Source organism: Brevundimonas sp. (assembly GCF_036676055.1).
Lineage (GTDB): Bacteria > Pseudomonadota > Alphaproteobacteria > Caulobacterales > Caulobacteraceae > Brevundimonas.
On the sequence record NZ_JAKFDS010000012.1, the window covers coordinates 12698 to 37828 of the forward strand.

28 protein-coding genes and 1 other RNA gene are annotated in these 25131 nt (G+C 69.7%); 15 read left to right on the plus strand and 14 right to left on the minus strand.

Features of this window, described 5'->3' with window-relative positions:
• The first annotated feature begins 45 nt into the window (after positions 1 to 45).
• Complete coding sequence (locus tag V6M45_RS02050; RefSeq protein WP_332653674.1) at positions 46 to 783, plus strand: polysaccharide deacetylase family protein; 738 nt, start codon at positions 46 to 48, stop codon at positions 781 to 783.
• Between the two features lie 169 nt (positions 784 to 952).
• On the opposite strand, the gene V6M45_RS02055 is transcribed toward V6M45_RS02050, so the two are convergent.
• The 5 genes from V6M45_RS02055 to V6M45_RS02075 all read right to left on the minus strand — a co-directional run bounded on the left by V6M45_RS02055 (position 953) and on the right by V6M45_RS02075 (position 7355).
• Positions 953 to 1876: a hypothetical protein gene (locus tag V6M45_RS02055; protein ID WP_332653675.1), complete on the minus strand. Its 924-nt coding sequence runs from the start codon at positions 1874 to 1876 to the stop codon at positions 953 to 955.
• A gap of 101 nt (positions 1877 to 1977) precedes the next feature.
• Positions 1978 to 2718, minus strand: a complete 741-nt coding sequence (locus V6M45_RS02060) for a fasciclin domain-containing protein (protein WP_332653676.1) — start codon at positions 2716 to 2718, stop codon at positions 1978 to 1980.
• Between the two features lie 215 nt (positions 2719 to 2933).
• Positions 2934 to 3800 (minus strand): 4-(cytidine 5'-diphospho)-2-C-methyl-D-erythritol kinase, encoded by an 867-nt coding sequence (locus V6M45_RS02065; RefSeq protein ID WP_332653677.1) that lies wholly within the window; start codon positions 3798 to 3800, stop codon positions 2934 to 2936.
• A 3-nt stretch (positions 3801 to 3803) separates the two neighbouring features.
• Positions 3804 to 5642 carry a tetratricopeptide repeat protein gene (locus tag V6M45_RS02070; RefSeq protein WP_332653678.1) on the minus strand — a complete coding sequence of 613 codons (1839 nt, stop codon included), beginning with the start codon at positions 5640 to 5642 and terminating at the stop codon, positions 3804 to 3806.
• 57 nt (positions 5643 to 5699) lie between these two features.
• Complete coding sequence (locus V6M45_RS02075) at positions 5700 to 7355, minus strand: electron transfer flavoprotein-ubiquinone oxidoreductase (protein WP_332653704.1); 1656 nt, start codon at positions 7353 to 7355, stop codon at positions 5700 to 5702.
• A gap of 200 nt (positions 7356 to 7555) precedes the next feature.
• Between V6M45_RS02075 and V6M45_RS02080 the strand changes: the two genes are divergently transcribed.
• Together V6M45_RS02080 and V6M45_RS02085 are read left to right on the plus strand one after the other, a co-directional pair.
• Entirely contained in the window at positions 7556 to 8350 is a 795-nt protein-coding gene (locus V6M45_RS02080; protein ID WP_332653679.1) for a uracil-DNA glycosylase, read from the plus strand.
• 147 nt (positions 8351 to 8497) lie between these two features.
• Positions 8498 to 10171, plus strand: a complete 1674-nt coding sequence (locus V6M45_RS02085; protein ID WP_332653680.1) for a lytic transglycosylase domain-containing protein — start codon at positions 8498 to 8500, stop codon at positions 10169 to 10171.
• Between the two features lie 190 nt (positions 10172 to 10361).
• On the opposite strand, the gene V6M45_RS02090 is transcribed toward V6M45_RS02085, so the two are convergent.
• Positions 10362 to 11006 carry a glutathione S-transferase gene (locus tag V6M45_RS02090; protein ID WP_332653681.1) on the minus strand — a complete coding sequence of 215 codons (645 nt, stop codon included), beginning with the start codon at positions 11004 to 11006 and terminating at the stop codon, positions 10362 to 10364.
• Positions 11007 to 11133: 127 nt separating this feature from the next.
• Between V6M45_RS02090 and purB the strand changes: the two genes are divergently transcribed.
• The 3 genes from purB to V6M45_RS02105 all read left to right on the plus strand — a co-directional run bounded on the left by purB (position 11134) and on the right by V6M45_RS02105 (position 13627).
• Positions 11134 to 12435: an adenylosuccinate lyase gene (purB, locus tag V6M45_RS02095; RefSeq protein ID WP_332653682.1), complete on the plus strand. Its 1302-nt coding sequence runs from the start codon at positions 11134 to 11136 to the stop codon at positions 12433 to 12435.
• Positions 12432 to 12950 (plus strand): DNA-deoxyinosine glycosylase, encoded by a 519-nt coding sequence (locus tag V6M45_RS02100; protein WP_332653685.1) that lies wholly within the window; start codon positions 12432 to 12434, stop codon positions 12948 to 12950. The genes purB and V6M45_RS02100 overlap by 4 nt, the downstream gene beginning before the upstream one ends.
• 92 nt (positions 12951 to 13042) lie before the next feature.
• Complete coding sequence (locus V6M45_RS02105; RefSeq protein WP_332653686.1) at positions 13043 to 13627, plus strand: fasciclin domain-containing protein; 585 nt, start codon at positions 13043 to 13045, stop codon at positions 13625 to 13627.
• A 123-nt stretch (positions 13628 to 13750) separates the two neighbouring features.
• On the opposite strand, the gene V6M45_RS02110 is transcribed toward V6M45_RS02105, so the two are convergent.
• A complete protein-coding gene (locus tag V6M45_RS02110; RefSeq protein ID WP_332653687.1) occupies positions 13751 to 14074 on the minus strand; it encodes a DUF1476 domain-containing protein in 324 nt (107 codons plus the stop codon).
• Between the two features lie 251 nt (positions 14075 to 14325).
• Between V6M45_RS02110 and purC the strand changes: the two genes are divergently transcribed.
• The 5 genes from purC to purQ are packed head-to-tail and all read left to right on the plus strand — an operon-like array spanning position 14326 to position 16685.
• On the plus strand, positions 14326 to 15084 hold the full coding sequence (gene purC, locus V6M45_RS02115; RefSeq protein ID WP_332653705.1) for a phosphoribosylaminoimidazolesuccinocarboxamide synthase: 759 nt from the start codon (positions 14326 to 14328) through the stop codon (positions 15082 to 15084).
• Positions 15084 to 15320 (plus strand): phosphoribosylformylglycinamidine synthase subunit PurS, encoded by a 237-nt coding sequence (gene purS, locus V6M45_RS02120; RefSeq protein WP_332653688.1) that lies wholly within the window; start codon positions 15084 to 15086, stop codon positions 15318 to 15320. Before purC ends, purS begins: the two co-directional genes overlap by 1 nt.
• Positions 15317 to 15448, plus strand: coding sequence for a hypothetical protein (locus tag V6M45_RS02125; protein ID WP_332653689.1), 132 nt, complete (start codon positions 15317 to 15319; stop codon positions 15446 to 15448). Before purS ends, V6M45_RS02125 begins: the two co-directional genes overlap by 4 nt.
• A gap of 59 nt (positions 15449 to 15507) precedes the next feature.
• The gene (locus V6M45_RS02130; RefSeq protein WP_332653690.1) at positions 15508 to 15978 is read left to right on the plus strand and encodes a YbhB/YbcL family Raf kinase inhibitor-like protein; all 471 of its coding nucleotides are present in this window, start codon (positions 15508 to 15510) and stop codon (positions 15976 to 15978) included.
• A gap of 44 nt (positions 15979 to 16022) precedes the next feature.
• A complete protein-coding gene (gene purQ, locus V6M45_RS02135) occupies positions 16023 to 16685 on the plus strand; it encodes a phosphoribosylformylglycinamidine synthase subunit PurQ (protein WP_332653691.1) in 663 nt (220 codons plus the stop codon).
• A gap of 30 nt (positions 16686 to 16715) precedes the next feature.
• On the opposite strand, the gene V6M45_RS02140 is transcribed toward purQ, so the two are convergent.
• Positions 16716 to 16958: a hypothetical protein gene (locus tag V6M45_RS02140; RefSeq protein WP_332653692.1), complete on the minus strand. Its 243-nt coding sequence runs from the start codon at positions 16956 to 16958 to the stop codon at positions 16716 to 16718.
• Positions 16959 to 17071: 113 nt separating this feature from the next.
• On the opposite strand from V6M45_RS02140, the gene V6M45_RS02145 reads away from it, so the two are divergent.
• Complete coding sequence (locus tag V6M45_RS02145) at positions 17072 to 17872, plus strand: hypothetical protein (RefSeq protein ID WP_332653694.1); 801 nt, start codon at positions 17072 to 17074, stop codon at positions 17870 to 17872.
• Here V6M45_RS02145 and V6M45_RS02150 read toward each other — a convergent pair.
• On the minus strand, positions 17869 to 18111 hold the full coding sequence (locus tag V6M45_RS02150) for a Tat pathway signal protein (RefSeq protein WP_332653695.1): 243 nt from the start codon (positions 18109 to 18111) through the stop codon (positions 17869 to 17871). The genes V6M45_RS02145 and V6M45_RS02150 overlap by 4 nt on opposite strands.
• Positions 18111 to 18263, minus strand: a complete 153-nt coding sequence (locus V6M45_RS02155; RefSeq protein WP_332653696.1) for a hypothetical protein — start codon at positions 18261 to 18263, stop codon at positions 18111 to 18113. Before V6M45_RS02155 ends, V6M45_RS02150 begins: the two co-directional genes overlap by 1 nt.
• 102 nt (positions 18264 to 18365) lie before the next feature.
• Here V6M45_RS02155 and purL point away from each other — a divergent pair, with 102 nt between their 5' ends.
• Genes purL through V6M45_RS02170 form a run of 3 tightly spaced genes read left to right on the plus strand, consistent with a single transcriptional unit; the run spans position 18366 to position 22556 of the window.
• On the plus strand, positions 18366 to 20582 hold the full coding sequence (gene purL, locus V6M45_RS02160; RefSeq protein WP_332653697.1) for a phosphoribosylformylglycinamidine synthase subunit PurL: 2217 nt from the start codon (positions 18366 to 18368) through the stop codon (positions 20580 to 20582).
• Positions 20579 to 20932 carry a DUF305 domain-containing protein gene (locus V6M45_RS02165; RefSeq protein ID WP_332653698.1) on the plus strand — a complete coding sequence of 118 codons (354 nt, stop codon included), beginning with the start codon at positions 20579 to 20581 and terminating at the stop codon, positions 20930 to 20932. The genes purL and V6M45_RS02165 overlap by 4 nt, the downstream gene beginning before the upstream one ends.
• A gap of 55 nt (positions 20933 to 20987) precedes the next feature.
• The gene (locus V6M45_RS02170) at positions 20988 to 22556 is read left to right on the plus strand and encodes an alkaline phosphatase D family protein (RefSeq protein WP_332653699.1); all 1569 of its coding nucleotides are present in this window, start codon (positions 20988 to 20990) and stop codon (positions 22554 to 22556) included.
• A 1-nt stretch (position 22557) separates the two neighbouring features.
• On the opposite strand, the gene V6M45_RS02175 is transcribed toward V6M45_RS02170, so the two are convergent.
• The 4 genes from V6M45_RS02175 to ssrS form a co-directional block, all read right to left on the minus strand.
• Positions 22558 to 23388 (minus strand): DUF5694 domain-containing protein, encoded by an 831-nt coding sequence (locus V6M45_RS02175; RefSeq protein WP_332653700.1) that lies wholly within the window; start codon positions 23386 to 23388, stop codon positions 22558 to 22560.
• 83 nt (positions 23389 to 23471) lie between these two features.
• Positions 23472 to 24293: a TIGR00282 family metallophosphoesterase gene (locus tag V6M45_RS02180; protein ID WP_332653702.1), complete on the minus strand. Its 822-nt coding sequence runs from the start codon at positions 24291 to 24293 to the stop codon at positions 23472 to 23474.
• Positions 24294 to 24303: 10 nt separating this feature from the next.
• Positions 24304 to 24849, minus strand: coding sequence for a 5-formyltetrahydrofolate cyclo-ligase (locus V6M45_RS02185; protein WP_332653703.1), 546 nt, complete (start codon positions 24847 to 24849; stop codon positions 24304 to 24306).
• Positions 24850 to 24964: 115 nt separating this feature from the next.
• A non-coding RNA gene (gene ssrS, locus V6M45_RS02190) (6S RNA) lies at positions 24965 to 25125 on the minus strand.
• Positions 25126 to 25131: the final 6 nt, after the last annotated feature.

The following is a 25131-nucleotide window of genomic DNA, read 5'->3' on the forward strand; positions in this document are numbered from 1 at the left end:
CGAGGGGAAGGGGAGTCTTAAGGCAAGGCCGCTAGCGTCCCCGCCATGAAGCAGATCGACCAGATGCGCCGGCGGGCCGCGCGCTATCTCGCGGTGGAGACGGTGGAGATCGCCCCGGCGAGGGGGGTGTTCTCGCTGAGCTTCGACGACTTTCCGGCGAGCGCCTGGACGGAGGCGGGGCCGGTGCTGGCGCAGCATGGGGTCAAGGCGACCTACTATGTGTGCGGCGGCCTCTGCGACGGCGTGAACATGGACCGCGACCAGTACCGGGTCGAGCACCTGCAGGCGCTGCACGCGGCGGGGCATGAGGTCGGGTGCCATACGTTCGGGCACACCAGCGCGCTGAAGATGGACGGCGAGGCGCTGCGGCTGAGCCTCGAGGCCAATGCGGCCTGGGTGGCGGAGCGGCTGGACGGGCATCGGATGACCACCTTCGCCTGGCCGTTCGGGGACGCGACCGTCGGGGCCAAGCGGGAGGTGCGCGGGCGGTTCGCCATGGCGCGCGGGGTGCGCGACGGGGTCAACGCCGGGCGCGAGGACCGGGCGCTGATCAAGAGCATCGGGCTGGAGAGCCGGCGGTTGCCGGGATACGACCTAGAGGCGCTGATGGCCGAGGCGGCGGAGCGGCGCGGCTGGCTGACGGCCTATGGTCACGATGTCAGCGACCGGCCGACGGACTATGGCTGCACGCCGGAGGATCTGGACCGGGTGCTGCGGCTGGCGAAGGCGGCGGGGCTGGAGGTGCTGCCGGTAGGGTCGGCGTGGGGCGTGGTGCGGGGTTAGCGTCCTTCTCCCCTTGCGGGAGAAGGTGGCCGAGCGGAGCGAGGTCGGACGAGGGGTCGCACAGGCGATCACCGCATCCGGAGCCACCACGCCAATCGGCGACAGCGACGCGACCCTTCATCCGTCAGCCTTCGGCTGCCACCTTCTCCCGCAAGGGGAGAAGGGTCGGTCACGCGGCTTGGGCCATCCCCTGCGCCTTGCGCCCGTCGGCCCACCGGATCAGCGCCGCCCTCGGCCAGGCGACGATCCACGAGCGGGCGGTGTATTCGCCCTTTTCGATCAGGGCGGCGCGGGTTGGGGAGCTGGTCGCGGCGCGCTGGGTGTGGATGTCGCCGGGGCCCTGATGGATCATGAAGGCGCCGTGCTTGAGCGGGTTGAGGCGCAGATAGGCGAGGCGCGGGCTGATCTGCTCCAGCGGCGGATCGTAGAACCACGACGAGCCGAGCATGCCGGCCATGTCGGGGCGGCGCTTGAGGATTTCGGCGGCCGTGGCCCAGGCGCGGTCCCAGCCGGCCTCGTTGAAATCGGACAGTTCGCGGCTCTCGGTATGGACCTCCAGCCACGGCTTCCAGGCCTGGGCGGCGGCGTAGGCGGGGATCACCCACCAGCCCCAGCCCTCGCGGGCGTGGCGCAGGATCTGGCCCGGCCCCATGGGCGAACTGAGGTCGATCATCTGGGTGCGGGCGCCGGGGACGCTGAGAACGAGCGAGATGCGCACGTCCTTGGCCCAGAAGTCGCGGTCGTAGGGGTCGGCGGCGGCGGTCAGGAAGTCGGCGAGGCGGCCGATCCATTCGGGATAGAGCGCCAGCACGGCGGCCGGGAGGTCGGCGGCGGGGACGCGGGCCGGCATCTCCAGCGCCCAGATGGCCACGAGGGCGCGGCGGTGGTCGTCGGTCAGGGCCTCCCCGAAGGCGGCGCTCAGGGCCTCTTCGGCGCGATGGCCGGGCTGGTCGAAATCCCAGTGCGGAGCGGAGGCGGCGGCCGCGTCTGCGGCGGCGTCCTTGAGCGCGTGGAGGCGGATCCGGTCGTCGGGCGAGACCCGGGCCAGCACGGCCTCGAAGGCGGCGATGTGAGCGGGGGTCAGGGTGTCCATGCCGCGACCCTACACAACGCCGGTTGGCCGACCGTTAAGGCCGCGCGCGAAAAAGGCGGCGGACCTGAGCCCGCCGCCTCAGTCGTTTCAGCCGAGGCCGATCAGTTCGGGGTCGGGGCCGGGTTGGCCGGGTCCTCGACCTCGTCGACCTGACCGTCGGTCGGGTTCTGGACCGGGGGCGAGGCCGTGGTGGTCACGGCCGCGGCGGGCTGGCCGTTGGGCGCGTTGACGCCCGTCGTGGGGGCCGGCGTGGCGGGCGCGGCCTCAGCCTCGGCCTCAGCGTCGCCCTGGGCGGCGGCGTCCGGGCTGAGCACCTTGTCGAGCACGAAGATGCCGCCGTTGGCCGCGTCGATCTCGGCCTCGGACACGGTGGCGTCGGCGATCGCGATGGCCTCGCCCGTGCCGTCAATGGTGATGTCCACGCCGCCCGCGGTGGAGACGGGGCCGCGCGCTCCGGTGATCTGGCTGGTGGTCAGGTCGGTCACGAGCACGTGGTAGAGGAGCAGATTGCGCAGCTCCTGGGCGTTGGCCGGATCGAGCAGGCGGGTGCGTTCGGCCTCGGGCAGAGCGGCGAAGGCCTCGTCCGTCGGCGCGAACAGGGTGATGGCGGGGCGGGTCGCGAGGGTCTCGGTCAACTGGGCCTGATCGAGCGCCTGCAGCAGGGTGGTGAACCGGCCGTGCATCTTCAGCACGTCGATCACGTTCTCGGCGGCGGCGGGCGTCTGGGCCGAGGCGGCGGCCTGGGCGGCCGCGGCGGCGGTCTGGTCAGCGGTCTGGGCGATGGCGGCCGGGGCGGCCAGCAGGGTCGCAGCGGTGGCGGCAAGCAGTGAAGTGCGAAGCATCAGTATCCCTCTTGTTCGTCAAGAAACCGCATGGCGAATGGAAGCGCGGCTGCGATGATGAAATGCCTCCCGGAAAGACCGGGACGACCTTCTGAGTTCCATATTGGACGTCAGTTGCGGCGAAACATCCCGCATCCCGAGGTCATCTCAAGGCGATTCCGGGATGGACTGCACAATACCGACGATATGCCGCCATAAAGGCCGACGGCGCGCGGCTAACCCAGTCTGGTTGGTGCGATCCACCAGTCGGCGCGGCTTTCCGACAGGCGGCGGGCGGCCACGGCGGCGTTCGCGGGCGCGTCGAACAGGGCGAAGACGGTGGCGCCGGAGCCGGACATGCGGACCAGACGGACGTCCGGCAACGCTTCGGCGGCGGCGAGGACGGCGGCGATGGCGGGCGCGCGCGCCACCGCGGCCGGTTCCAGATCGTTTCTCTGCTGCGCCAGCCAGTCGAGGACCGCGGCGACATCCCAGGCCGGAGGCGGGGCGGGACGGTCCGCGGCGGCGGGCGGGCCCGCGTCATAGGCGCGATAGACCTCGCCGGTCGGGGAGGCGACGCGCGGATTGATGAGCACGGCCGGCAGCGAGGGCAGGCGCGGCTCGGGCGTCAACCGCTCTCCCCTGCCCTCGGCCCAGGCGGTGCGGGCGTGCAGGCACATGGGGCCGTCGGCGCCGATCGTCGCCGCGATGTCGGCGAGGGCGTCGTCTGTCTGATCGAGGCCGAGCGCGTCGCGGGCCAGCTTCAGCGCCGCGCCGGCGTCGGACGAGCCGCCCCCCAGACCGGCCGCGATCGGCAGCCGCTTTTCGAGGGTCACCGCCAGCGGCGGCTCGCCGATCCCCGCCGCGTCGCCGAGGGCGCGCAGGGCCCGAAGGATCAGATTGTCGCCCGGCCCGGCCAGGCCCGCCGCGAACGGCCCCTCGACGCTCAGGGACAGGCGCTCGGCGGGCGCGACCGTCACCCGGTCGCCGACGTCGGCGAAGGCGACCAGACTGGACAGCGGATGATAGCCGTCGGCGTCAACCGGGCCGACATGGAGGAACAGGTTGACCTTGGCCGGAGCGAGCGCAGTTCGCGTCGTCATGCCTCAGGGCTGGCTGCCGGTGACGGGCGGAGTCGGCAGGCCCTGGAGCAGCTTCTGTTCGACCTCGGCCCGGCGTTCGGGTTCGGGCTCGAGCGTCAGCACCCGGTTCCACTGCCAGCCCGCCTCGCGGCGACGGCCGACCTGCCAGTAGGCGTCGCCGAGGTGATCGTTGATCTCGGCGTTCGCGGGCTGCTTGGCCACCGCCGCCTCGAGGGTCTGGACCGCGGTTTCGTACTGGCCACGCTGGTACTGGGCCCAGCCGAGCGAGTCCTGGACATTGGCGTTGCGCGGATCGGCGGCGAAGGCGCGGGCGATCATCTCCGCCCCCTGTTCGACGCGTCGGCCGCTGTCGACCCAGAGATAGCCCAGGTGATTCAAAAGCACCGGGCTGTCGGGGACCATCTGCAGGGCGGTCCAGAGTTCGGCCTCGGCCTCCTCGATGCGGCCTAGCCGTTCGAGCGTGCGGCCGCGGTCATAGCGGACATCTGCGGACTGTTCGGCGGTGTTCACAGTCGGGCGATTGAGGATGGCCAGCGCCTCTTCGTAGCGGCCGAGATTGAAATACTGGTTGGCCAGCATGCGCGAGACCACGATCTGGTCGGGCGCGGCGGCGTCAGCGCGGATCAGGGCCTCGAGCGCCTCGTCGGGACGATCGGCTTCGGCGAGGCTGACGCCGAGGCCGAGCTGGGCGCTGGCGTAGACGATCGGATTGGAGACGCCGACCCGGGCGAAGGCGGCGCGGGCGGCCGCATCCTGATGCGCCTCGGCCAAGCTTTCGGCCAGTCGCAGGGTAAGGGTGTCGTCGGGGTGGAGAGCCGAGGCGAGGTGCAGATAGATGGCCGAGAGTTCGTGGATGTTGACCTGGCTGGTCTCCATGGCCGCGAAGGCCAGGGCGTCCGAGGCGATCTGGCGCGGGGTCGGGGCGGCGGGGGGCCGGCCTCCAGTGCGCATGCGGCGACCCGCGACAAGGGCCCGGGGGTCCGGCGCATCGCCGGACAGGGCCGCCGCATAGACGGCCAGCGCCTCGTCCCGACGTCCCTGACGCTCGAGGAAGGCGCCGTAGTGGACGCGGAAAAGGCGCGCACCGTCGGGGACCGCGAGCAGGGTCTTGTACTCGGCCTCGGCCTCGTCGAACCGGCGGCGGCTTTCCAGAAGCTGGGCCCGCTGGTCCCGCAGGACGAGACCGGCCGTCTCGCTGGTGGAAGCCTCGACCGGGCGCAGCGCCGCGTCCCAGTCGCCCCCGGCGCCGGCGATCGCCGGCAACAGATAGGTCGAGACAGGACCGTAGGGGTCAGAGAAAGGCTGGCCTCGCATCAACGTCAGGGCCGTGGCGCCGTCACCGTCTCGCAGAGTCTGGACCACCCGGGCCAGCCGTCCAGCCCCGGCGAACAGGGGCGTGTCCTGGACGAAGGGAGCGAGGCGCACGACGGCGTCGATGTCGCCGGAGAACAGGCTGGCGAGGAAGGCCTCGCCGCCCAGTTGCGGCTGTTCCGGGGTCAGGGACTGGCTGCGGGCCAGGAGTTCTGCGCCGGCGGCCTGCTGGCCCCTGAGGCTGGCGAGGCGGCCGGACAGGTAGAGACCGTAGGCGGACTGGCCGTCGGCGGTGAAGGGCGCGGGCGACCAGATGGCCGGGATGGGCGGCGTCTCCGGTTCGACCGGAAGGGTCGCCGGCACCTCGGCGTCGGTTTCCGGCTCCACGATGATCGCCGGGGCGCCCGCGGGACGGGGTTCGGCGGACGGGAGCGGCGATTCCCCCGGCGGCGATTCCTGCGCCACGACGGGCGAGGCGAAGGCCAACAGGGCGCAGCCGGAAAGGAGCAGGCGGAGGGATGTCGGACGCATGACCGGAACCCTCCCCGGATTATGCGGCGGCGGCAAGGCCTCTCGCTTACGGCGGCGTCACATATTGGGGTAGTTGGGCCCGCCGCCGCCCTCTGGCGTGGTCCAGACGATGTTCTGCGACGGGTCCTTGATGTCGCAAGTTTTGCAGTGGACGCAGTTCTGGGCGTTGATGACGAAGCGCGGGTCGGTCTTCGCCGCCTCGTCGCCATAGACCACCTCATAGACCCCTGCGGGGCAGTAGAGGCGGGCCGGTTCGCCGTACTCCGGCAGGTTGACGCGGATCGGGACGGAGGGGTCCAGCAGCTTCAGATGGGCCGGCTGGTCCTCGGCGTGGTTGGTGTTGGAGATGAACACTGAGGACAGCTTGTCGAACGACAGCTTTCCGTCCGGCTTCGGATAGGCGATCGGCTTGTGTTTCGCGGCCTTTTCGGTCGAGGCGGCGTCGGTCTTCTTGTGCTTCAGCGTTCCGAACACCGAGAGGCCGCCGAACAGGGTCTGGAACCACATGTCGAACAGGCCCAGCGCGCCGCCGAGGGAGGTGCCGAACCGGGTCAGAAGCGGCTTGGCGTTGCGGACACGCTTCAGCTCCTGGAACACCCAGCTGTTCTCGTAGGCGCTCTGGTATTCGACCAGCTGGTCCCCTGCCCGACCCGCGACCACGGCCTCATAGGCGCAGTCGGCAGCCAGCATGCCGGTCTTCATGGCGTTGTGGCTGCCCTTGATGCGCGGCACGTTCACGAAGCCGGCCGAGCAGCCGATCAGGGCGCCGCCGGGGAAGCTGAGCTTCGGCACCGACTGGAAGCCACCCTCGGTGATGGCGCGGGCGCCGTAGGAGATGCGCGTGCCGCCCTCCAGATGTTCGGCGATCGACGGGTGGTGCTTGAAGCGCTGGAACTCGTCGAACGGCGACAGGAAGGGGTTCTTGTAGTTGAGGTGGACGACATAGCCGACGGCCACGTAGCGGTCGCCGAAATGGTACATGAAGCTGCCGCCGCCAGTGAACTCGTCGAGCGGCCAGCCGGTGCTGTGCTGGGCCAGGCCGGGCTGGTGCCGCTCGGCGGGGACCTGCCAAAGTTCCTTGATCCCGATGCCGAATTTCTGCGGCTCGGCCGTGTCGCAGAGGTTGTGGCGGGCCATGATGGTCTTGGCCAGCGAACCCCGCACGCCCTCGGCGATGAAGACGTATTTGCCGTGCAGTTCGATACCGGGCTGGAAGTCGCCGGTCGGCTTGCCGTGGCGGTCGATGCCGAAGACGCCTGCGACGACGCCCTTCACCCGGCCGGTGGGTTCGTCCCAGACCACGTGGCTGGCGGCCATGCCGGGATAGACCTCGACCCCCAGGGCCTCGGCCTGCTCGCCCAGCCAACGGCAGAGGTTGCCGAGGGAGGCGATGTAGCACCCGTCGTTGTGCATCATGGGCGGCAGCAGGAACATCGGCAGGGAGGCCTCGCCCTGCGGACCGAGGACGAGGAAGCGGTCCTTCGTCACCGGGGTTTCGAGCGGGGCGCCGCGTTCCTTCCAGTCGGGGAACAGTTCGGACAGGGCGCGCGGATCGATGACGGCGCCGGACAGGATGTGGCCACCGATTTCGGCCGACTTCTCCAGCACCGCGACCGAGATCTCCTTGCCGTCCTTTTCCGCGCGCTGCTTGAGGCGGATGGCCGAGGCGAGACCGGCGGGACCGCCTCCGACGATGACGACGTCGTATTCCATGACCTCGCGCTCGACGCCTGCGAGCGCCTCGGCGGGCGGCAGTTTGTCGATTACGGCTTCCTGCCAGGCGTTCGTCGCGCCGCCCTCGATAGCGTCCTCGGCCATGGCTGAATCCTCGTCATAAGCAGGGTCTTGTGGTTTTCCGCTTATCGGAAGGTGACGCAAGGGTGGTCAAGGACTATCCCTGTCGCGACCCGCCCATGACACCGCACACCCTCGACGCCGCCGCGACCGAAAGCCTGCTCGCCTTCTGGCGGGATGCGGGGGTCGACGCCTGTTTCGGGGACGCGCCGGTCGACCGGACGCATGTCGAGCCGCCGCCGGCGGTGAAGGCGGTGGCCAGGGCGACGGCGGCCGTCACCCCCGTGATCGACGCCTCCGACGCCACCGCCGAAGCGCGGCGGCTGGCGGCGGGGGCGGAGACGCTGGAGGCGCTGGGGCAGGCGATCGCCGCGTTCGAGGGCTGTCCCCTGAAAGGCCTGGGGGCCCGTCAGGCGGTGTTCGCGCGGGGCAATCCCGAGGCCGAGGTGCTGGTCATCGGCGAAGGGCCCGGGGGCGAGGAGGACGAGCGCGGCCAGCCGTTCGTCGGCAAGGCGGGCCAGCTGCTGGACCGGATGCTGGCCGAGGCGGGACTGGAGGGGCGGGTTTTCATCACCAACACCGTGTTCTGGCGGCCGCCGGGGAATCGCACGCCGACGCCGGCCGAGCAGGCCGTGTGCGCCCCTTTCGTGGAGCGGGCCTTCGCCCTGCTGAAACCGAAGGCGGTGCTGCTGGTCGGGGCGGCGGCGTCGAAGTCGGTGCTGGGCGCGGACGAAGGAATCATGAAGCTGCGGGGCCAGTGGCGCGAATGGCGGCTGGCTGAGGGCGGGGTCTCGGCCCCGGCGCTGCCGACGCTGCATCCGGCCTTCCTGCTGCGCCAGCCGATGGCCAAGCGGCAGGCATGGGCCGACATGCTGTCGCTGGTCGCCCGGCTGGACAAAGACGCCGCCCGTTAACCCGTCCGACTCAAAACTGCCCCAAAAGGGGTGGAACCTTGACACGGGCCGGGGCTGTGGCGCCTTTCTGGCCTGACGACCGAACGAACAGCGCCGCGCGGATCGAGTCGAGACGATCCGCATGACGCTTCAAGGGGGGCCGCCTCAGTGCCGAAGACTTTCCGCCGCGCGATGTTCGCGCCGACCGCCGTGGCGTTTGCGCTCATTCTCGGGGCCGCCCTGCCCGCGCAGGCCGAGGAAGACGGACGCCGCAGCGTCATCTCGGCCCTGAGCCCGGCCGACCGCCTCAGCTACACCACCGCGTTCGACGCCCTGCGCCGCGGGGATCTGGAAGCCGCCCGCGCCTCGGCCCGTCAGGCCAATGACCGCGTGCTGCTGGGCCAGGTCGAATTCGAGCGGCTGTTCCACGCCGACTATTCGGCCACCTATGAAGAACTGGCGGCGTGGCTGGAGGAGTATTCCGACCTGCCCGGCGCGCCCCGTGCCTACAATCTGGCCCTGCGCCGCCGTCCGGACGGCGCGCCCGAGCCGAAGCGGCCCTCGAGCGTCAGCGGCCGCACCTGGTCGACCGTGGTCCAGGCCGGCGGCGGAGCCTCGCCGGACGATCCGACCAAGGCGGCGCGGATCGCGCTGAACCGTGACGATCTGACCGGCGCGGTCACGCTGGGCGAGCAGATCGGCGACTGGTGGGTGGTCGGGCTGGCCCAGTACCGGCTCGGCGAGTTCGGGAAGGCCGCAACCGCCTTCGAACGGGTGCTGGACGATCCGACCGAGGACGGCTGGGTGCGTTCGGGGGCCGCCTTCTGGGCCGCCCGCAGCGCCGCGCGCTCGGGGCAGCAGGACCGGGTGCAGCCGCTGCTGCGCCAGGCCGGGGCCTGGCCCGCGACCTTCTATGGCCAGATCGCCCTGCGCCAGCTGGGCGAAGAGCCGACGATCGAGAACCTCGGGCCGACACCCTACTCGGCGGCGACGTTGCAGCGCGCGAGCTGGCAGCCGGACGAGCCGGCCGTGGACGCCGACGAACTGAACGCCTTCATCCGCTCCGACGACCGGGCCCGCCGCATGGTGGCCTATTATGAGGTCGGACGGGGCACGGACGCGCGCGACGAACTGCGCACCGGCCTGCGCTCGTCGGTGACAGACCGGGGTCGGCAGCTGTGGGCGGCGCTGGGCCGGGCGCTCGGACCGCGGGTGACCGGGGTCGGCGACGACGGGCGCCGCATCGACGCCGACCGCTATCCGCAACCGGTCATCGAACCCGAGGGCGGCTTCACCATCGAACGCTCGCTGGTCTACGCCATCGCCCGCAAGGAGACCGACTTCAACGCCCGTGCGCGCTCGGCGGTGGGCGCCTATGGACTGATGCAGGTGATGCCGACCACGGCGGCGGAGCTGGCCAACGACCGGGACTTCGTCAGCAACCCCGACCGCCTGTACGACCCGGCCGTGAACGCTCGCCTCGGCCAGGCCTATGTCAACAGGGTGCTGGCCATGCCGGCCATCAACGGCGACCTGTTGCGGGTCGCGGCGTCGTACAACGCCGGGCCCGGGCCGATGGTCGGGGCGGTGCGCAAGCTGGGCCACGACGCCGATCCGCTGCTGCTGATCGAGACGATCGATGTGCCGCAGGCGCGGGACTACGTCGAAAAGGTCGTGGCGGCCTACTGGATCTATCAGCGTCTGAACGGGCTGCCGCTGAATACGCTGGATGCCGTGGCGTCGGGCGCGACCCGGGTGCCGCTGGCGCTCGACTATGTGCCGCCTGCACCGGTCCAGACGCTGGAAGTCGCCTCGGTGGCCAACGTCGGCGGCGCGCGCTAGCTAGAGGCCCGCGAGCAGCAGCGCCGGCAGACAGCAGGCGATCACGATCAACAGCCCATAGACCATCAGGCTGGGGCGGCGAGGCTGGGGCTGTTCGACAGGCATCGTCATGGCCGACCCTGAACGCACGGGGCGTTGGCGAGGCTCCCCGAATACCAATGTTGTCTTAAGGCCGGGTTCCGGAGCCCGGTTAACGCAAGGCTTCCGCCGACCACTCGAGGAAGTCGGGCTGGGCCAGCAGGGCGTCGCGATAGGCTGCGGCCGAACCGTCGTCGCCATGGGCCGCGAGGTCGATCTGGTAGTGGCGGAAACGGGTGGCGACCGGCGTGAAGAAGGCGTCCGGAATCGACCACTCGCCGAACAGATACGGGCCGCCCTCGCCGAAGCGGCGGCGCATCTCCATCCACAGCGAGACGATGCGGCGGATGTCGCGCTCCGCAGCCTCGCCCTTCGGCGGCGGAGCGCGGTCGGGGCCGACCATGCTGTGATCCGGCCCCATGCCGCAGTCGGTGCGCAGGCCCATGAAGCCGCCATGCATCTCGCAGGCGGCGGAGCGGGCCAGCCAGCGGGCGTGGGCGTCAGCGGGCCACAGCTTCGCTTCAGGATACCGCTCGGCGCACCAGACGGCGATGGCCATGGAGTCCCAGATGGTCTCGCCCTCGACCTTGAGCAGGGGCACGAGGCGGGAGGGCGAGACGCGCTCCAGCTCGACCTGGCCCTCGGGCGAATAGATGTCGATCTCGCGGACGGTGAAGTCGGCCTTGCAGCGCTTCAGCACCAGCCAGGGGCGCAGCGACCAGGTCGAGTACAGACGCGGTCCGATGATCAGTTCCATGGGCGGGCTCCTCGCTGACGACGACCCTGGCCATAAGGGGCTTCGGCCGGTCGCGCCAATGAGTTTGAGCCAGGTCGCCACAAGCTGCGCTTGACTCCCGCGGGCCCCGGACCGACACCCCGCGCCCATGATCACGCGCTATTCCCGCCCCGCCGCCGTCGCCATCTGGTCGCAGGAGACCAAATACCGGATCTGGTTCGAGATCGAGGCGCACGCCGCCACGAAGATGGCCGAGCTGGGCACGATCCCGGCCAGCGCCGCCGAGGCGATCTGGGCCAAGGGCAAGGACGCAGTGTTCGACGCCGACCGCATCGATGAGATCGAGCGCACCACCAAACACGACGTCATCGCCTTCCTGACCCATGTGGCCGAGATCGTCGGCGAGGAGGCGCGGTTCCTGCACCAGGGGATGACCTCGTCGGATGTGCTGGACACCTGTTTCGCCGTGCAGCTGGCGCGGGCGTCGGATCTGCTGATCGAGGGCGTGGACCGGGTGCTGGCGGCGCTGGAGACCCGGGCGAAAGAGCACAAGCTGACGCCGTGCGTCGGTCGCAGCCACGGCATCCACGCCGAGCCGGTGACCTTCGGCCTGAAACTGGCCGGCTATCACGCCGAGTTCCAGCGGGCGAAGCGGCGGCTGCTGACGGCGAAGGAAGAGATCGCCACCTGCGCCATCTCCGGGGCCGTGGGCACCTTCGCCAACGTCGATCCGGCGGTGGAGGCCTATGTCGCGGAGAAGATGGGTCTGCAGATCGAGCCGGTCTCGACCCAGGTGATCCCGCGCGACCGGCACGCGGCCTTCTTCGCGGCGCTGGGCGTGGTGGCCTCGTCGGTCGAGCGGCTGGCGATCGAAATCCGCCACCTGCAGCGCACCGAGGTGCTGGAGGCGGAAGAGTTTTTCGACAAGGGCCAGAAGGGCTCGTCGGCCATGCCGCACAAGCGCAATCCCATTCTGACCGAGAACCTGACCGGCCTGGCCCGGCTGGTGCGCTCGGCGGTGACGCCGGCGATGGAGAACGTCGCCCTGTGGCACGAGCGCGACATCAGCCATTCCTCGGTTGAGCGCGGCATCGGGCCGGACGCGACCATCCACCTGGACTTCGCCCTGCACCGGCTGGCGAACGTGGTCGAGCGGCTCAACGTCTATCCCGAGAACATGGCGAAGAATCTGAACCTGCTGGGCGGGCTGGTGCATTCTCAGCGCGTCATGCTGGCGCTGACGCAGGCCGGCGTCTCGCGCGAGGACGCCTATGCCGCGGTGCAGGAGAACGCCATGAAGGTGTGGCGCGGCGAAGGGGCCTTCCTCGACTTCCTGAAGGCCGACGCGCGGGTGACCCTGCCGGAGGCCCAGCTCGAGGCGCTGTTCGACATCGGCTATCACACCAAGCACATCGACACGGTGTTCGCCCGGGTGTTCGGGGCCGCGTGACCCGCAAGGCCGGATTCGACCCGGTCGTCGATGCGAAGACGCGCCTGCTGATTCTGGGCAGCCTGCCCGGGGACGCCTCACTGAGGGCGGCGCAGTATTACGGCCATCCGCGCAACGCCTTCTGGCGGCTGATCGGCGGCGTCATCGACCAGGACCTGGCCGGTCTGCCCTATGACGACAGGCTGGCGCGGCTGCGGGCGGCCGGGATCGGGCTGTGGGACGTCATCGCCAGCGCCGAGCGTCCGGGAAGCCTGGACGCCGCCATTCGCCGTCCCGAGGCGGCCGACCTGCGGGGGCTGGTGGAGAGTCTGCCGGCGCTCCGCGCCGTGGCGTTCAACGGCGGGACGGCCGCGCGACTGGGGCGGGCGGTTCTGGCGGCGCCGCCGGCGGGGGTGACGCTGATCGACCTGCCGTCCTCCAGCCCGGCTCATGCGCGGCCGTTCGATCAGAAGGCGGAGGCCTGGGCCGCGCTGGCCGGCGCCCTCGACCAGCGCCGCACCGGACAGGCCGGCTGAGGAAAAACGCAGCGGCCACGCATCCTTTTCGCGCCTCAGCCATATCCGTTGCAGGAGCCGCCGGGAGGGCGGCGCCGCAGAGGGCATTCGCGATGAGGTCGACCCGTATCGCGCTGACCGTGCTGGCGGCCGTGGCGCTGGCGCTCACAGCCTGCGACCGCAAGACGGAGTCGCAAACGGAGGGAAGCCCGCCCCCCGCGAACGCGCCCGCCGCGAGCCCGGCGGCGACGGAGACCCTGCTGGCGGCGGCGGAGCGCGATCCCGACTTCACCACCCTGGTCAGCGCCATCCAGACCGCCGGTCTGGACGAGACGCTAGACGGCGCGGGCCCCTTCACCGTCTTCGCCCCGACCAATGCGGCGTTCGAGAAGATTCCGGCGGAGGAACGGGACGCCCTGACCCAACCCGAGGGCCAGGCAGAGTTGCGGCGGCTGCTGACCTATCACGTGATCCCCGCCCGGCTGGACGCCGCCAGCCTGGTGCAGCGCATCCAGACAGGCGGCGGCTCGCTGGCCCTCACCACGATGCAGGGAGGCGCGCTGACCGCCCGCGTCGACGCGAACGGCTCGATTCTGCTGACCGATGCGGCGGGCGGTGTCCTGCGCGTGATGGAGGCGGATGTAGTGACGTCAAACGGCGTGATTCACGCGGTCGATACGGTCGCGGCGCCCGGCTGACGGGGCGCCCAGTCATACCGGCGCCTTCCCCATTCGGCGCCGGCGGCGGATCGCCCAATCGATCCGTCCGGAAAGGCCGCCGCCGAAAGGCCGCGGTCTTTCGTCGTTGGATGTGGGGAAGACTTATTCGCCGGCGCGAATCTGCTCGCGAGCCACCGAAGCCAGTTCGTCCATCTTGCGACGGATTTCGCCTTCCGAGACGGTCAGGCCGGCGCCTTCGAGGTCCTGTGCGATCTTGCGATAGACGTCTTCCTCGCCCGGCTGTTCGAAGTCGGCGCGAACGATGGCGCGGCCATATTCCTCGGCGCTCTCGGCGGAGAGGCCCATCTTCTCGGCCGCCCACAGGCCGAGCAGCTTGTTGCGCCGCGCGACAGCCTTGAATTCCTGTTCCTGATCGAGGGCGTACTTGGACTCGAAGCCCTTTTCCCGATCGTCGAAGGTCGTCATGGGCGTCTGCAGGCTCCGTCAGGCGGCCCGGAACGGGACCGCGGTCGAGGTGGTCTATAGCCTCACCAGAGCCGAACGCAACGGAAACCCTGACGGTTCATTCGAGGGCTGCGTTTGTGTCGCAGCCCGGCTTCCGGTAAGGGAGGGCCCGTCGAATTCTCCCGCCCGCCCGATTCCGGATCGCGCCGCCCAGACCACCGTGCTGGCCGCGCGATTTTCGTTTCTGGCGAGGCCCGCCCGGACCCACGATGATGAACGTCAAGCGCAAGAAGCTCTACGAGGGCAAGGCCAAGATTCTGTATGAGGGGCCCGAGCCCGGCACCCTGATCCAGTATTTCAAGGACGACGCCACGGCCTTCAACGGCGAGAAGAAGGCCCAGCTGGAAGGCAAGGGCGTCATCAACAACCGCATCAGCGAATTCATCATGTCGCGGCTGAACGGCATCGGCGTGACCAACCACTTCATCAAGCGGCTGAACCTGCGCGAGCAGCTGATCCGCGAGGTCGAGATCATTCCGCTGGAAGTGGTGTGCCGCAACATCGTGGCGGGCTCGATGAGCCAGCGGCTGGGCATCGAGGAGGGCACGCCCCTGCCCCGCTCGATCATCGAGTTCTATCTCAAGAAGGACGAGCTCAACGATCCGATGGTCACGGAAGAGCATATCACCGCCTTCAACTGGGCCTCGACCCAGGAGCTTGATGACATCCTGGCGATGACGGTGCGGGTGAACGACTATCTGTCGGGCATGTTCGGCGCCGTCGGCATCACCCTGGTGGACTTCAAGATCGAGTTCGGCCGGGTATGGGAGAATGATTTCAGCCGGGTCATCCTGGCCGACGAGATCAGCCCCGATTCGTGCCGGCTGTGGGACAGCGCCACGGGTGAGAAGCTGGACAAGGACCGCTTCCGCCGCGATCTCGGCAATGTCATCGAAAGCTACACCGAGGTGGCCCGCCGCCTCGGCATCATGAAGGACATGCCGACCGTGATTCAGGGGGGACTGCACTGATGGCGAGGGTCAAGGTTCACGTGTTCCTGAAACCGGGCGTGCTGGACGTTCAGGGCAAGGCCGTCGAAGGCGCCCTGCACGGACTGGGCTGGGCCGGCGTCGCCAACGCCCGGGTCGGCAAGCTGATCGAGTTCGACCTGGACGGCGTGGGCGATCCCGCCGCCGAGGCGAAGAAGATGTGCGAGCAGTTGCTCGCCAACACGGTCATCGAAAGCTATCGCGTCGAGGTGGCGTGAGCCGCCTCGTCAAGCTGCTGATCATTCTGTTCGTCGCCGCCGCCTGCGTGGTGTTCGCGGCGGCGCTGGCGGGCGGACTGATGGACGATCGGGCCTTTACGCCTGAAGCCAAACAGGCGGCGCACTGACCGGGACGACGGCGGTGCTCGTGCGTTAGGGTCCCTGGACCACCGACGAGGACTTCGCCATGACCTTCACCCTCAGCTCCAACAACCTCACCGACGGCGGCGTGCTGCCGGACGCGCAGGTCCATGCGAAGGGGAACGTCTCCCCGCATCTGAAATGGTCCGGGGCGCCTGAGGGGACGAAAAGCTACGCCGTCACCTGCTACGATCCGGACGCGCCGACGGGCTCGGGGTTCTGGCACTGGACGGTGGCCAATATCCCCGCCGATGTGACCGAGCTGCCTGCCGGCGGACCGGTTCCAGCCGGGGCGATCGAGGGGCGGACCGATTTCGGCGAGCCCGGCTTCGGCGGCGCAGCCCCGCCCCCAAGGCATGGGCCGCACCGCTACATCTTCACCGTCTTCGCCGTCGATACGGACAGGCTCGACGTGACGCGGGACAACTCCGGCGCGGTGTTCGGATTTAATCTGCATTTCCATACGCTGGCGAAGGCGTCGATCACTGCGTCGTACGAGAACACCGGCCAAGGCTGATCTGCGCCCTGACAAGGCCGTCGAACGATGCTAGAGGCGCGCCCATGAGCGCAGCCGTTATCGTCTTCCCGGGGTCCAACTGCGACCGCGACTGCAAGGTCGCGATCGAACGCTCGACGGGCGAGTCCGTCGACATGGTCTGGCATCAGGAAACGGAACTGCCCAAGGGGCTGGACCTGATCGTCCTGCCCGGCGGGTTCTCCTATGGCGACTATCTGCGCTGCGGGGCCATGGCGGCGCAGGCGCCGGTGATGCAGGCGGTCAAGAAGGCCGCCGATGACGGCGTGGCCGTGGTCGGCATCTGCAACGGCTTCCAAATCCTGTGCGAGGCCGGAATGCTGCCGGGCGCCCTGCTGAGGAACGCCGGGCTGAAATACGTCTGCAAGCCGGTCAGCCTGACCGTCGCCAACGGTCAGACCCGCTTCACCGCGGGTTATCAGGGCCAGCGCGAAGTGATCATGACCCAAGGCAATGGCGACGGGAATTATTTCGCCGACGCAGAAACCCTGAAAAGGATCGAGGGCGAGGGCCAGGTGGTGTTCCGCTATGTCGACAATCCGAACGGTTCGGTCGACGACATCGCCGGCATCCAGAACGCGCGCGGCAATGTGCTGGGCATGATGCCCCACCCCGACCGGGCCTTCGAGGATGAGCTCGGTTCGGCCGACGGAGCCACCCTGTTCCGCAGCATCTTCGCGGCGGCCTGACCCCGCAGACCCGAGACGGCCGCTGCGCCGCTAGGCGGGCTCCGAACCCTGGACGCCGATCGACTGATCGAGCGCATCGTCGTCATCGGCGTTCAGCGACGCCCCGCCTTCCATCGTCGGATCCTCGTCGGCGGTGCGGACCCCGCCGGGGTCGCGCTGGGCCTTCAACTCACGTTCGCCAAGGCCGAGGCCCTGCTCGCGGGCCCGGTCGGCCTGAACCGTGTCGGTCTCGAAATGGGGGGCTTCTTCGGGGCGGTCGGTCTGGTCGGCCATGGCGATCTCCTTTGCGACTCAACCCCGCGTCGATGTCGGGGTTCCGGGCGGAGATGAACCAATCGCGCCGCAGGTGCGTAGAGTCCTCAACCGCCGCGCTTGCAGGAGCCAACATGTCCTCGATCATTCGACCGACGCCCGCCCAGACCACCCGGCGGCTGATCGTGCTGGCCGCCGCGGTGTTCGCTGTCGTGGTCGGCCAGTCCCAGGTCCTGATGGGCTGGGGCCAGACCCCGGCCGAATTCTCCGCGGACAGCGACGAGACGCTCAGAGTGGCGGGCTACGCCTTTGCGATCTGGGGGCTGATCTATCTGGGTCTCCTCGCCTACGCGGTGCGGCAGGCGCTGCCGCAGACTGGCGAGAGCCTGCTGATCCACCGGTTCGGCTGGCCGTCGGTCGCGGCCCTTCTCGGCATCGGGTGGTGGGTCGTCGCAGCCGCCTTCGACTGGGAAGCGGCGACGGTGGTGCTGATCTTCGCCTCGCTGGCCGTACTGCTGGTTCCACTGCTGTACAACGCCGGAAGCATCCGGGCGCTGGATGGCCGGGACCGGGATCGCTGGCTGGTGGTCTGGCCGCTGGCGCTTCTGGCGGGTTGGCTGACGGTGGCGGCGCCGTTGAACCTGCTGACAGTGCTGACGGGGAACGACGCGCTGCCGGCCGTGCTGAGGCCGACCGGCTGGGCGATGCTGGCGATCGTGGTCGTGGCGCTCGTGGCGCTGGTCGTGAGTCTGCGGCTCCGCACCCTGGCCTATGCCATGCCGATCGCATGGGGACTGCTGGGGGCCTTCGTGGCCGAGCAGGAGCGGAACCCGCCGCTGGCCTATGTCGCTCTGGCGGCGGCGGTCGCCGTGCTGGTCGGGGCGGTCATCCTGACCTTCCGGCTGCGGCCGGGGATCGAACGCGCCGCGGACTAGTCTGCTTCGGGATCGGGCCGCGGGTCGTGATCGGGGTCGCCGACGTCGAAGGCGCCGCTATCATCGAAGCCGACGCTGCCGACCCCGACGGCCGAGCCGGTCAGGCGCTGACGGCGGCTGGCCATGGCGACGGCGGGCGCCGCCTCGTTCATCGCCCGGGTGACCTCCGGATCGTTGGAGCGATCCATCTGCTGATGGTCGGGGTGAGTCGGAGCGGTCTCGGCTGGGGTGCGGGCCATCAGACGCCCTCCCCCTCGACGCCTTCATCGTCATTGGCGGCGTGTTTGGCCATCCGTTCGGCGGCGGCGCTGGCGCCCGCGTCGTCGGCGGCGATCTCGGGGGCGTCCGGATCCTCGGGCGTGGCGGCGGGGTCGATGGGCTGGTCGGTCATGGCGGCCTCCATTGGCTTCGCCGGACTCAATGGCGGGCCAGCGCCGATGTTCCCGTCGAGGACGGCTGACAGGGGCCCCGTCTGCGGCTAGAAGGCGCGGCCATGAGCGCTCCGCAAAAGACCATGGCCGAACTGGCCGCCGAATACGGCCTGGCCCCCAATGAGTATCAGGTCGTCCTCGACCGGCTGGGGCGAGAGCCCAACCAGGTCGAACTGGGCGTCTTCTCGGTGATGTGGTCCGAGCACTGCTCGTACAAGTCGTCGAAGATCCACCTCGGCAAATTCCCGACCAAGGGGCCGCGGGTGATCTGCGGGCCGGGCGAGAACGCCGGGGTCATCGACATCGACGACGGCGACGCCTGCATCTTCAAGATGGAGAGCCACAACCACCCGTCCTACATCGAGCCCTATCAGGGCGCGGCGACGGGCGTGGGCGGCATCATGCGCGACGTCTTCACCATGGGCGCACGGCCGGTGGCCCTGCTGAACGCCCTGCGTTTCGGCGACCCGTCGCACGAGAAGTCGAAGCGGCTGGTCAAGGGCGTGGTCTCGGGCATCGGCGGTTACGGCAACTGCGTCGGCGTGCCGACGGTGGGCGGCGAGACCAATTTCCACGCCGGATACAACGGCAACATTCTGGTCAACGCCATGTGCGTGGGCGTGGCCAAGGCGGACGCCCTGTTCTACTCGGCCGCCCCCGCACCGGGCCTGTCGGTGGTCTATTTCGGTTCAAAGACCGGCCGGGACGGCATCCACGGCGCGACCATGGCCTCGGCCGAGTTCGACGAGGACTCCGACGAGAAACGCCCGACCGTGCAGGTCGGCGATCCGTTCGCCGAGAAGCTGCTGATCGAGGCCACGCTGGAGCTGATGGCCTCGGGCGCCGTGGCGGCGATCCAGGACATGGGCGCGGCGGGCCTGACCTCTTCTTCCGTCGAAATGGCCGGCAAGGGCGAGGTCGGCATCGAGCTGAACATGGACGCCGTGCCCCAGCGCGAAGAGGGCATGACGGCCTATGAGATGATGCTGTCGGAAAGCCAGGAGCGGATGCTGGCGGTCCTGAAGCCGGGCCGCGAAGAAGACGGCTATCGCATCTTCAGGAAGTGGGGCCTCGACGCCGCGGTGATCGGCGTCACCACCGACACTGGCCGGCTGGTGCTGAAGCATCACGGCGAGACGGTCTGCGACGTGCCGCTGGCCCCGCTGTTCGACGACGCGCCCCTGTATGACCGGCCCTGGGTCCAGCCCGAGCTGCAGCCGCGGCTGGACGCCAAGACCATCCCGGCCCCGGACAGCTGGGTCGATGCGGTGATCAAGGTGCTGTGCTGCCCGGACATGGCCTCCAAACGGTGGATCTGGGAGCAGTACGACCGCCACGTCATGGCCGACACCCTGCAGGACTCGGCGACCGGAGCGGATGCGGGCGTGGTGCGGGTGCACGGCACGGACAAGGGTCTGGCCATGACCTCGGACTGCACGCCGCGCTATGTCCAGGCCGACCCCTATGAGGGCGGCAAACAGGCGGTGGCCGAGGCGTGGCGCAACCTGACCGCCGTCGGCGCGCGGCCCATCGCCATCACCGACAACCTCAATTTCGGCAATCCGCAGCGGCCCGAAATCATGGGCCAGATCGTCCGCGCCATCGACGGCATGGCCGAGGCCTGCCGGGTGCTGGACTTCCCTGTCGTGAGCGGCAACGTCAGCCTGTACAACGAGACAAACGGGGCGGCCATTCCGCCGACCCCGACGGTCGGGGCGGTCGGTCTGCTGACCAACTACGACATCGTCACCGGCTTCTCGGGCATGAACGAGGGCGATGTGCTGGTGCTGATCGGCGACACGGTCGGCGAGCTGGGCTCTTCGCTCTATCTGCGCGAGGTGCTGGGACGCGAGGACGGAGCCCCGCCGCCGGTCGATCTGGCGCTCGAGAGGAAGACCGGCGACTTCGTGCGCGGCCAGATCGAGGCCGGCGCACTGACCGTGGTGCACGACCTGTCGGACGGCGGCCTGATCGGAGCGGCGGCGGACCTCGCGCTGGCGTCCGACGTCGGCGTCGATCTGGACGCGACCTCGGCGGCGCACGCCCACATCCTGCTCTTCGGCGAGGATCAGGCGCGCTATCTGGTCGCCGTGCCGGATGCGACGGACCTCCTTGCGGCGGCGCAGGCCGCGGGCATTCACGCCAGCATCGTGGGCCGGGCCAAGGGGCGCGACTTCGCCTCGGGCGGACCGGACGGCGACCTGTTCCGCCTGCCGCTGGACCATCTGCGCGAGATGCACGAGAGCTGGCTGCCGAACTGGATCGAAGGCCGGGCATGAGGCGCGGCCTGAGGGCGGTGGCGCTGGCGGCGGGCCTCGGGCTGGCGGCCTGCGAGGGCGGCGGCGATCCGGTCGAACAGGCGTTGCGCGACGCGGCCGCTGCGCGGCAGGCGGCGGCGACGCGGACCACGGCCGAGATTGAGGCGGCGCGCCCTGCGTCGGGCGGCGACCAGGCCTATGTCGAGGCCGCCATCGAGGAACACCGCGCCGCCATCGCCCGGGCGGAGGCGTCACTGCGCGAGTCGTCCGACCCCGCCCTTCGCCAGCTGGCCCAATCGACCATCGAGACGCGCAGGGCCGAGATCGCCGCGCTGCAGGCGTGGAAGCCGACCGCCGCAGCGGACGAGTGACGTCCGTCACATTTCCATGCCAGATCTGCGGCGTGCGAACCGCGGAGCTTCCCCGATGACCCTTCCCTCCTCCGTCTCCCGTCGGGGCCTGATGTTGGCGCTCGGGGCGGGAGGGGTGGCGCTGGGCGCCGGGCGTCGGGCGCTCGCCGATCCGGTGTTCGCCGAATATCCGTTCCAGTTGGGCATAGCCTCCGGCGATCCGGCCCCGGACGGGTTCGTGATCTGGACCCGGCTGGCGCCCCGTCCGCTGGAGATCGGCCACGGCATGCCGTCGGCGCCCGTGCCGGTGAAGTGGGAGGTGGCGACGGATCGCAGCTTCTCCAATGTGGCGCGCAACGGCGAGGCGGTGGCGCGGCCGGAGATGGGGCATGCGGTGCACGTCGAGGTCGAGGGGCTGGAGCCGGGCCGGGAGTATTTCTACCGCTTCACCGCCGGCGCCGAGCGGACGCCGTGGGGGCGGGCGAAGACCGCGCCGGCGGCGGGCGCAGCGGTCGGGCGGCTCCGCTTCGGCGTGCTGGGCTGCCAGGCCTATGAGCAGGGATTCTACACCGCCCACCGCAAGGCGGCGGCCGAGGATTTCGACTTCGTCTACTGCTACGGCGACTACATTTATGAGGGGCGGGGCAACCGGACCTATACGGGCTCGGGCGGGACGATCGAGAACCCGCGCCAGCATGTCGGCGGCGAGACCTATTCGCTGGACGACTACCGGCGGCGCTACGCCCAGTACAAGCTGGATACGGACCTGCAGGCCAGCCATGCGGCGGCGGCGTGGTATGTGACCTGGGACGACCACGAGGTGGCCAACAACTGGGTCTCGGACCGCGACGACGGCGTGCCGCCGGAGGTGTTCCTGCTGCGGCGGCAGGCGGCGGCCCAGGCCTTCTACGAACATATGCCGCTGCGCCGGTCGGCCTTCCCGCGCGGATCGGACATCCAGCTGTACCGCCATGCGTCGTGGGGAAATCTGCTGGACCTGAACCTGCTCGACACCCGCCAGCACCGCACGGACCAGCCCTGCGGCGACAGCTGGGCGACGACCTGCGACGGGGTCTCGGACCCGCGGGCGCAGGTGCTGGGCGAGGCACAGGAGGCCTGGCTGTACCGGAATCTGGAGCACAGCCGCGCCCACTGGAAGGTGCTGGCGCAGCAGATCATGGTGATGGATCTGGACCGCAAGGAAGGGCCGGAGCCGGGCTACAATCTGGATTCCTGGGCGGGATACCGCATTCCTCGCCAGCGGCTGCTGGACCGACTGCGGGACCGCCGCGTCGCCAATACGATCGTGCTGACCGGGGACGAGCACCAGAACTATGCGGGCGAGCTGTTTGTCGACAGCCGCAACCTCGAGGGCGCGCCTGTGGCGGCGGAGTTCGTCACCACCTCGATCAGCTCGTCCGGGGACGGGGTGGATCAGCGGGCGGATGGCCGGCGCTATCTGGCCGACAATCCGTTCCTCAAGTTCAACAACGCCCAGCGCGGCTATGCCGTGTGCGACGTGACCCCGGAGCGTTGGCGGACCGAGTTCAAGGTGCTGGACAAGGTGTCGGAAAGGGGCGGGACGCTGACCACCCGGGCGACCTTCGCGGTGGCCAGCGGGGACGGGCGGGTGGTCGCGGCGTGACTCACTCCGCGGGCAGATAGTCGGCCGGTTCGACGAGGCGGAAGCCGGGGGTCGTCTCGACCATCTGGCGGAGCCAGTAGTTGTGGCCCGAGCCGTAGATCACCACGATGCGATCCCCCGGCCGGGCGACCTGCAGCAGGCGGGCGAAGATCTGGGCGTTGCGGGCGTACCAGCGCGCGTTGAGCACGGCCCCCGGCTGATCGTCGGCGGCGCCGAAGCTCATCAGCCGGGTGTAGAAGCCCTGATCCCACAGCACGCGCTCGGGCGTGTTGATGCGCCTCAGCAGCTGACCGACCGTCTCCCTCGCCTGCCGTTGCTCGAGGTCGGCGATCATGGCGGCGATCTCGCCGTGCATGGCGCCGAGCCGCTCCGCGCCGCCGTTGGCCTCAGCCCAGCGCTGAACGTCCTCGAACGGGAAGTAGGACGGCTGGCCCTCGCGGTCCTGCTCGTCGATGGCGTAGACGCGCTCGAGGTCCAGTCGGTGCGCCAGCCGGTACCCCAGCTGGACCCGCTCGTCGGGGTTGGTGAGCAGATCGGCCTGAGTGAAGTCCGGATAGCGGTGGTCCAGCATCGTCGCCTGGTCGCGAGCGATGCGCTCAACGGCCACGGCGGTCGGACGGAACCGGACCAGTCCCTCCGCCACCGCCTCAAGCTGGGCCTGCTTCTCGGGCGTGGTGACCGGGTCGACCCGGGCGTTGTGGAGGTCCTGGCCCGGATTTCCCATGTGATAGGCGCCGAGGATCATCACCTCGACGGGCTCCGGCTCCGGCGTCTGCGCGAGGGCCGCGGTCGGCAGGACGAGGGCCGCGACGGCGGCGAGGATCTTAAGCATCGAAACAGCTCCGGTTTGTCGGAGCCATGAGGGCGCAGTCCGGTTCGGCGGATGCGCGTTCGGGGGTTAAGTTTTGGACAGGTTCAGACCGCCGGGATGGTCTGGCTCAGCCGTCCGCCGACCCGGATGGGCTCGACGCGGGTCGCGAGCCCTGTCTTGTCGTCCGTCTCGACGTAGACGCCGCAGACGGTCGCGGGTCCGTGGGCCGGGACGTAACGGCCGCCGGACAGGCGGGTGGTGAAGCGCCGCAGGGGCTCTTCCTTCTCGTTGCCGATGACGCTGTCGTAGTCGCAGCAGCCGCCGGCGTCGGTCTGGTAGGCCGTGCCGCCGGTCAGGATCTGGCAGTCGGCAGTGGGGACGTGAGTGTGGGTGCCGACGACGAGAGAGGCGCGGCCGTCGCAGAAATGACCCATGGCCATCTTCTCGGACGTGGCCTCGCAGTGCATGTCGACGATGATGGCGTCGGCCACGGCGCCCATCGGACAGGCCGCCAGCTCCTTCTCGACCGCGCTGAACGGACAGTCCATCGGGTCCATGTGGATGCGGCCAAGGACGTTCATGACCAGAACGGTCTTGCCGGAATGGGTCTCGAACAGATTGGCCCCGGCGCCGGGCGCGTCCATCAGACGGGGGTAGTTGAGCGGCCGGATCAGGCGCGGCTCGCGCACGATATAGGTCAGCGCCTCGCGCTGGTCCCAGCTATGGTTGCCGAGGGTCAGGCAGTCGGCCCCGGCCATGAACAGCTCGCGGGCGGTGTTCTCGGTGATGCCGAAACCGCCGGCGGCGTTCTCGGCGTTGACCACCACGAAGTCGAGCTTCAGGTCGCGCTTCAGCGCCGGCAGGTGATCACTCAGGCCGTCCCGTCCGGACTTGCCCACCACATCGCCGAAAAACGCCAGTCTCATACGGTCTGCCTCATGGGACGGCTCTATAGCCCCTCTCGGTCAGAACGCCATGCAGGCGGATATCGTGCGGTTCGAGCGGCAGATTATCCTGCTCCTGCCCGGCGTAGGCGAAGCCGACGCGGATCACGTCCGGCAAGGCGGCGAAGGTCCGGTCGTAATAGCCGCCCCCCTGCCCCAGCCGCCCGCCACTGGCGTCAAAGGCCAGCAGGGGGGTGATGATGAGGTCCGGCGTGACGGACGCGGCCAGCGGGAAGGGCGCGGGCACGCCGGCTTCGTCGAGTTCCAGCGGCTCGCCGGGCGACCAGCGGCGGAAAATCATGGGGGCGTCGCGCTCGACCACCACCGGCAGGCAGAGCGACCGGCCGGCGCGCGCCAGCGCCAGCGACAGGGCCCCGGCGTCCAGTTCGGAGCCGATGGCGCGATAGACGGCGACGGTTTCACCCGGTGGGAGGTCTGCAACATGCTCTGCCGCACGCAGCGACGCTTCGGGGTCGAGGCCGGTCAGCCGCTTGCGCGTCGCCCGCATGGCCGCCCGGAGTTCGTGCTTGTCGATCATGGAAAGCCGCCCGGCCGCGTCAAACACGCGATCCAGCGGTAGCGCGCGCCCGGCCCGCGCTCAAGCAGCGAGCGACCGCGTCGCGAGCGATTGCGCACAAGGAGGGGAAGAGGTTGGCGGCGCCGCAAGAACCGTGAAGGACGTTTAAATCCTCTCGACCTGGGTAGCCAGGTGGGCGCCGTGTGCCCAGGCCCACGGGCCTGATCAGGGACAGCTCCCTTCGAGTGAATTAAGGTCGCGAGGAAATGTTGCCTTCGACGAGGGCCGCAGCAGGACCCGCCG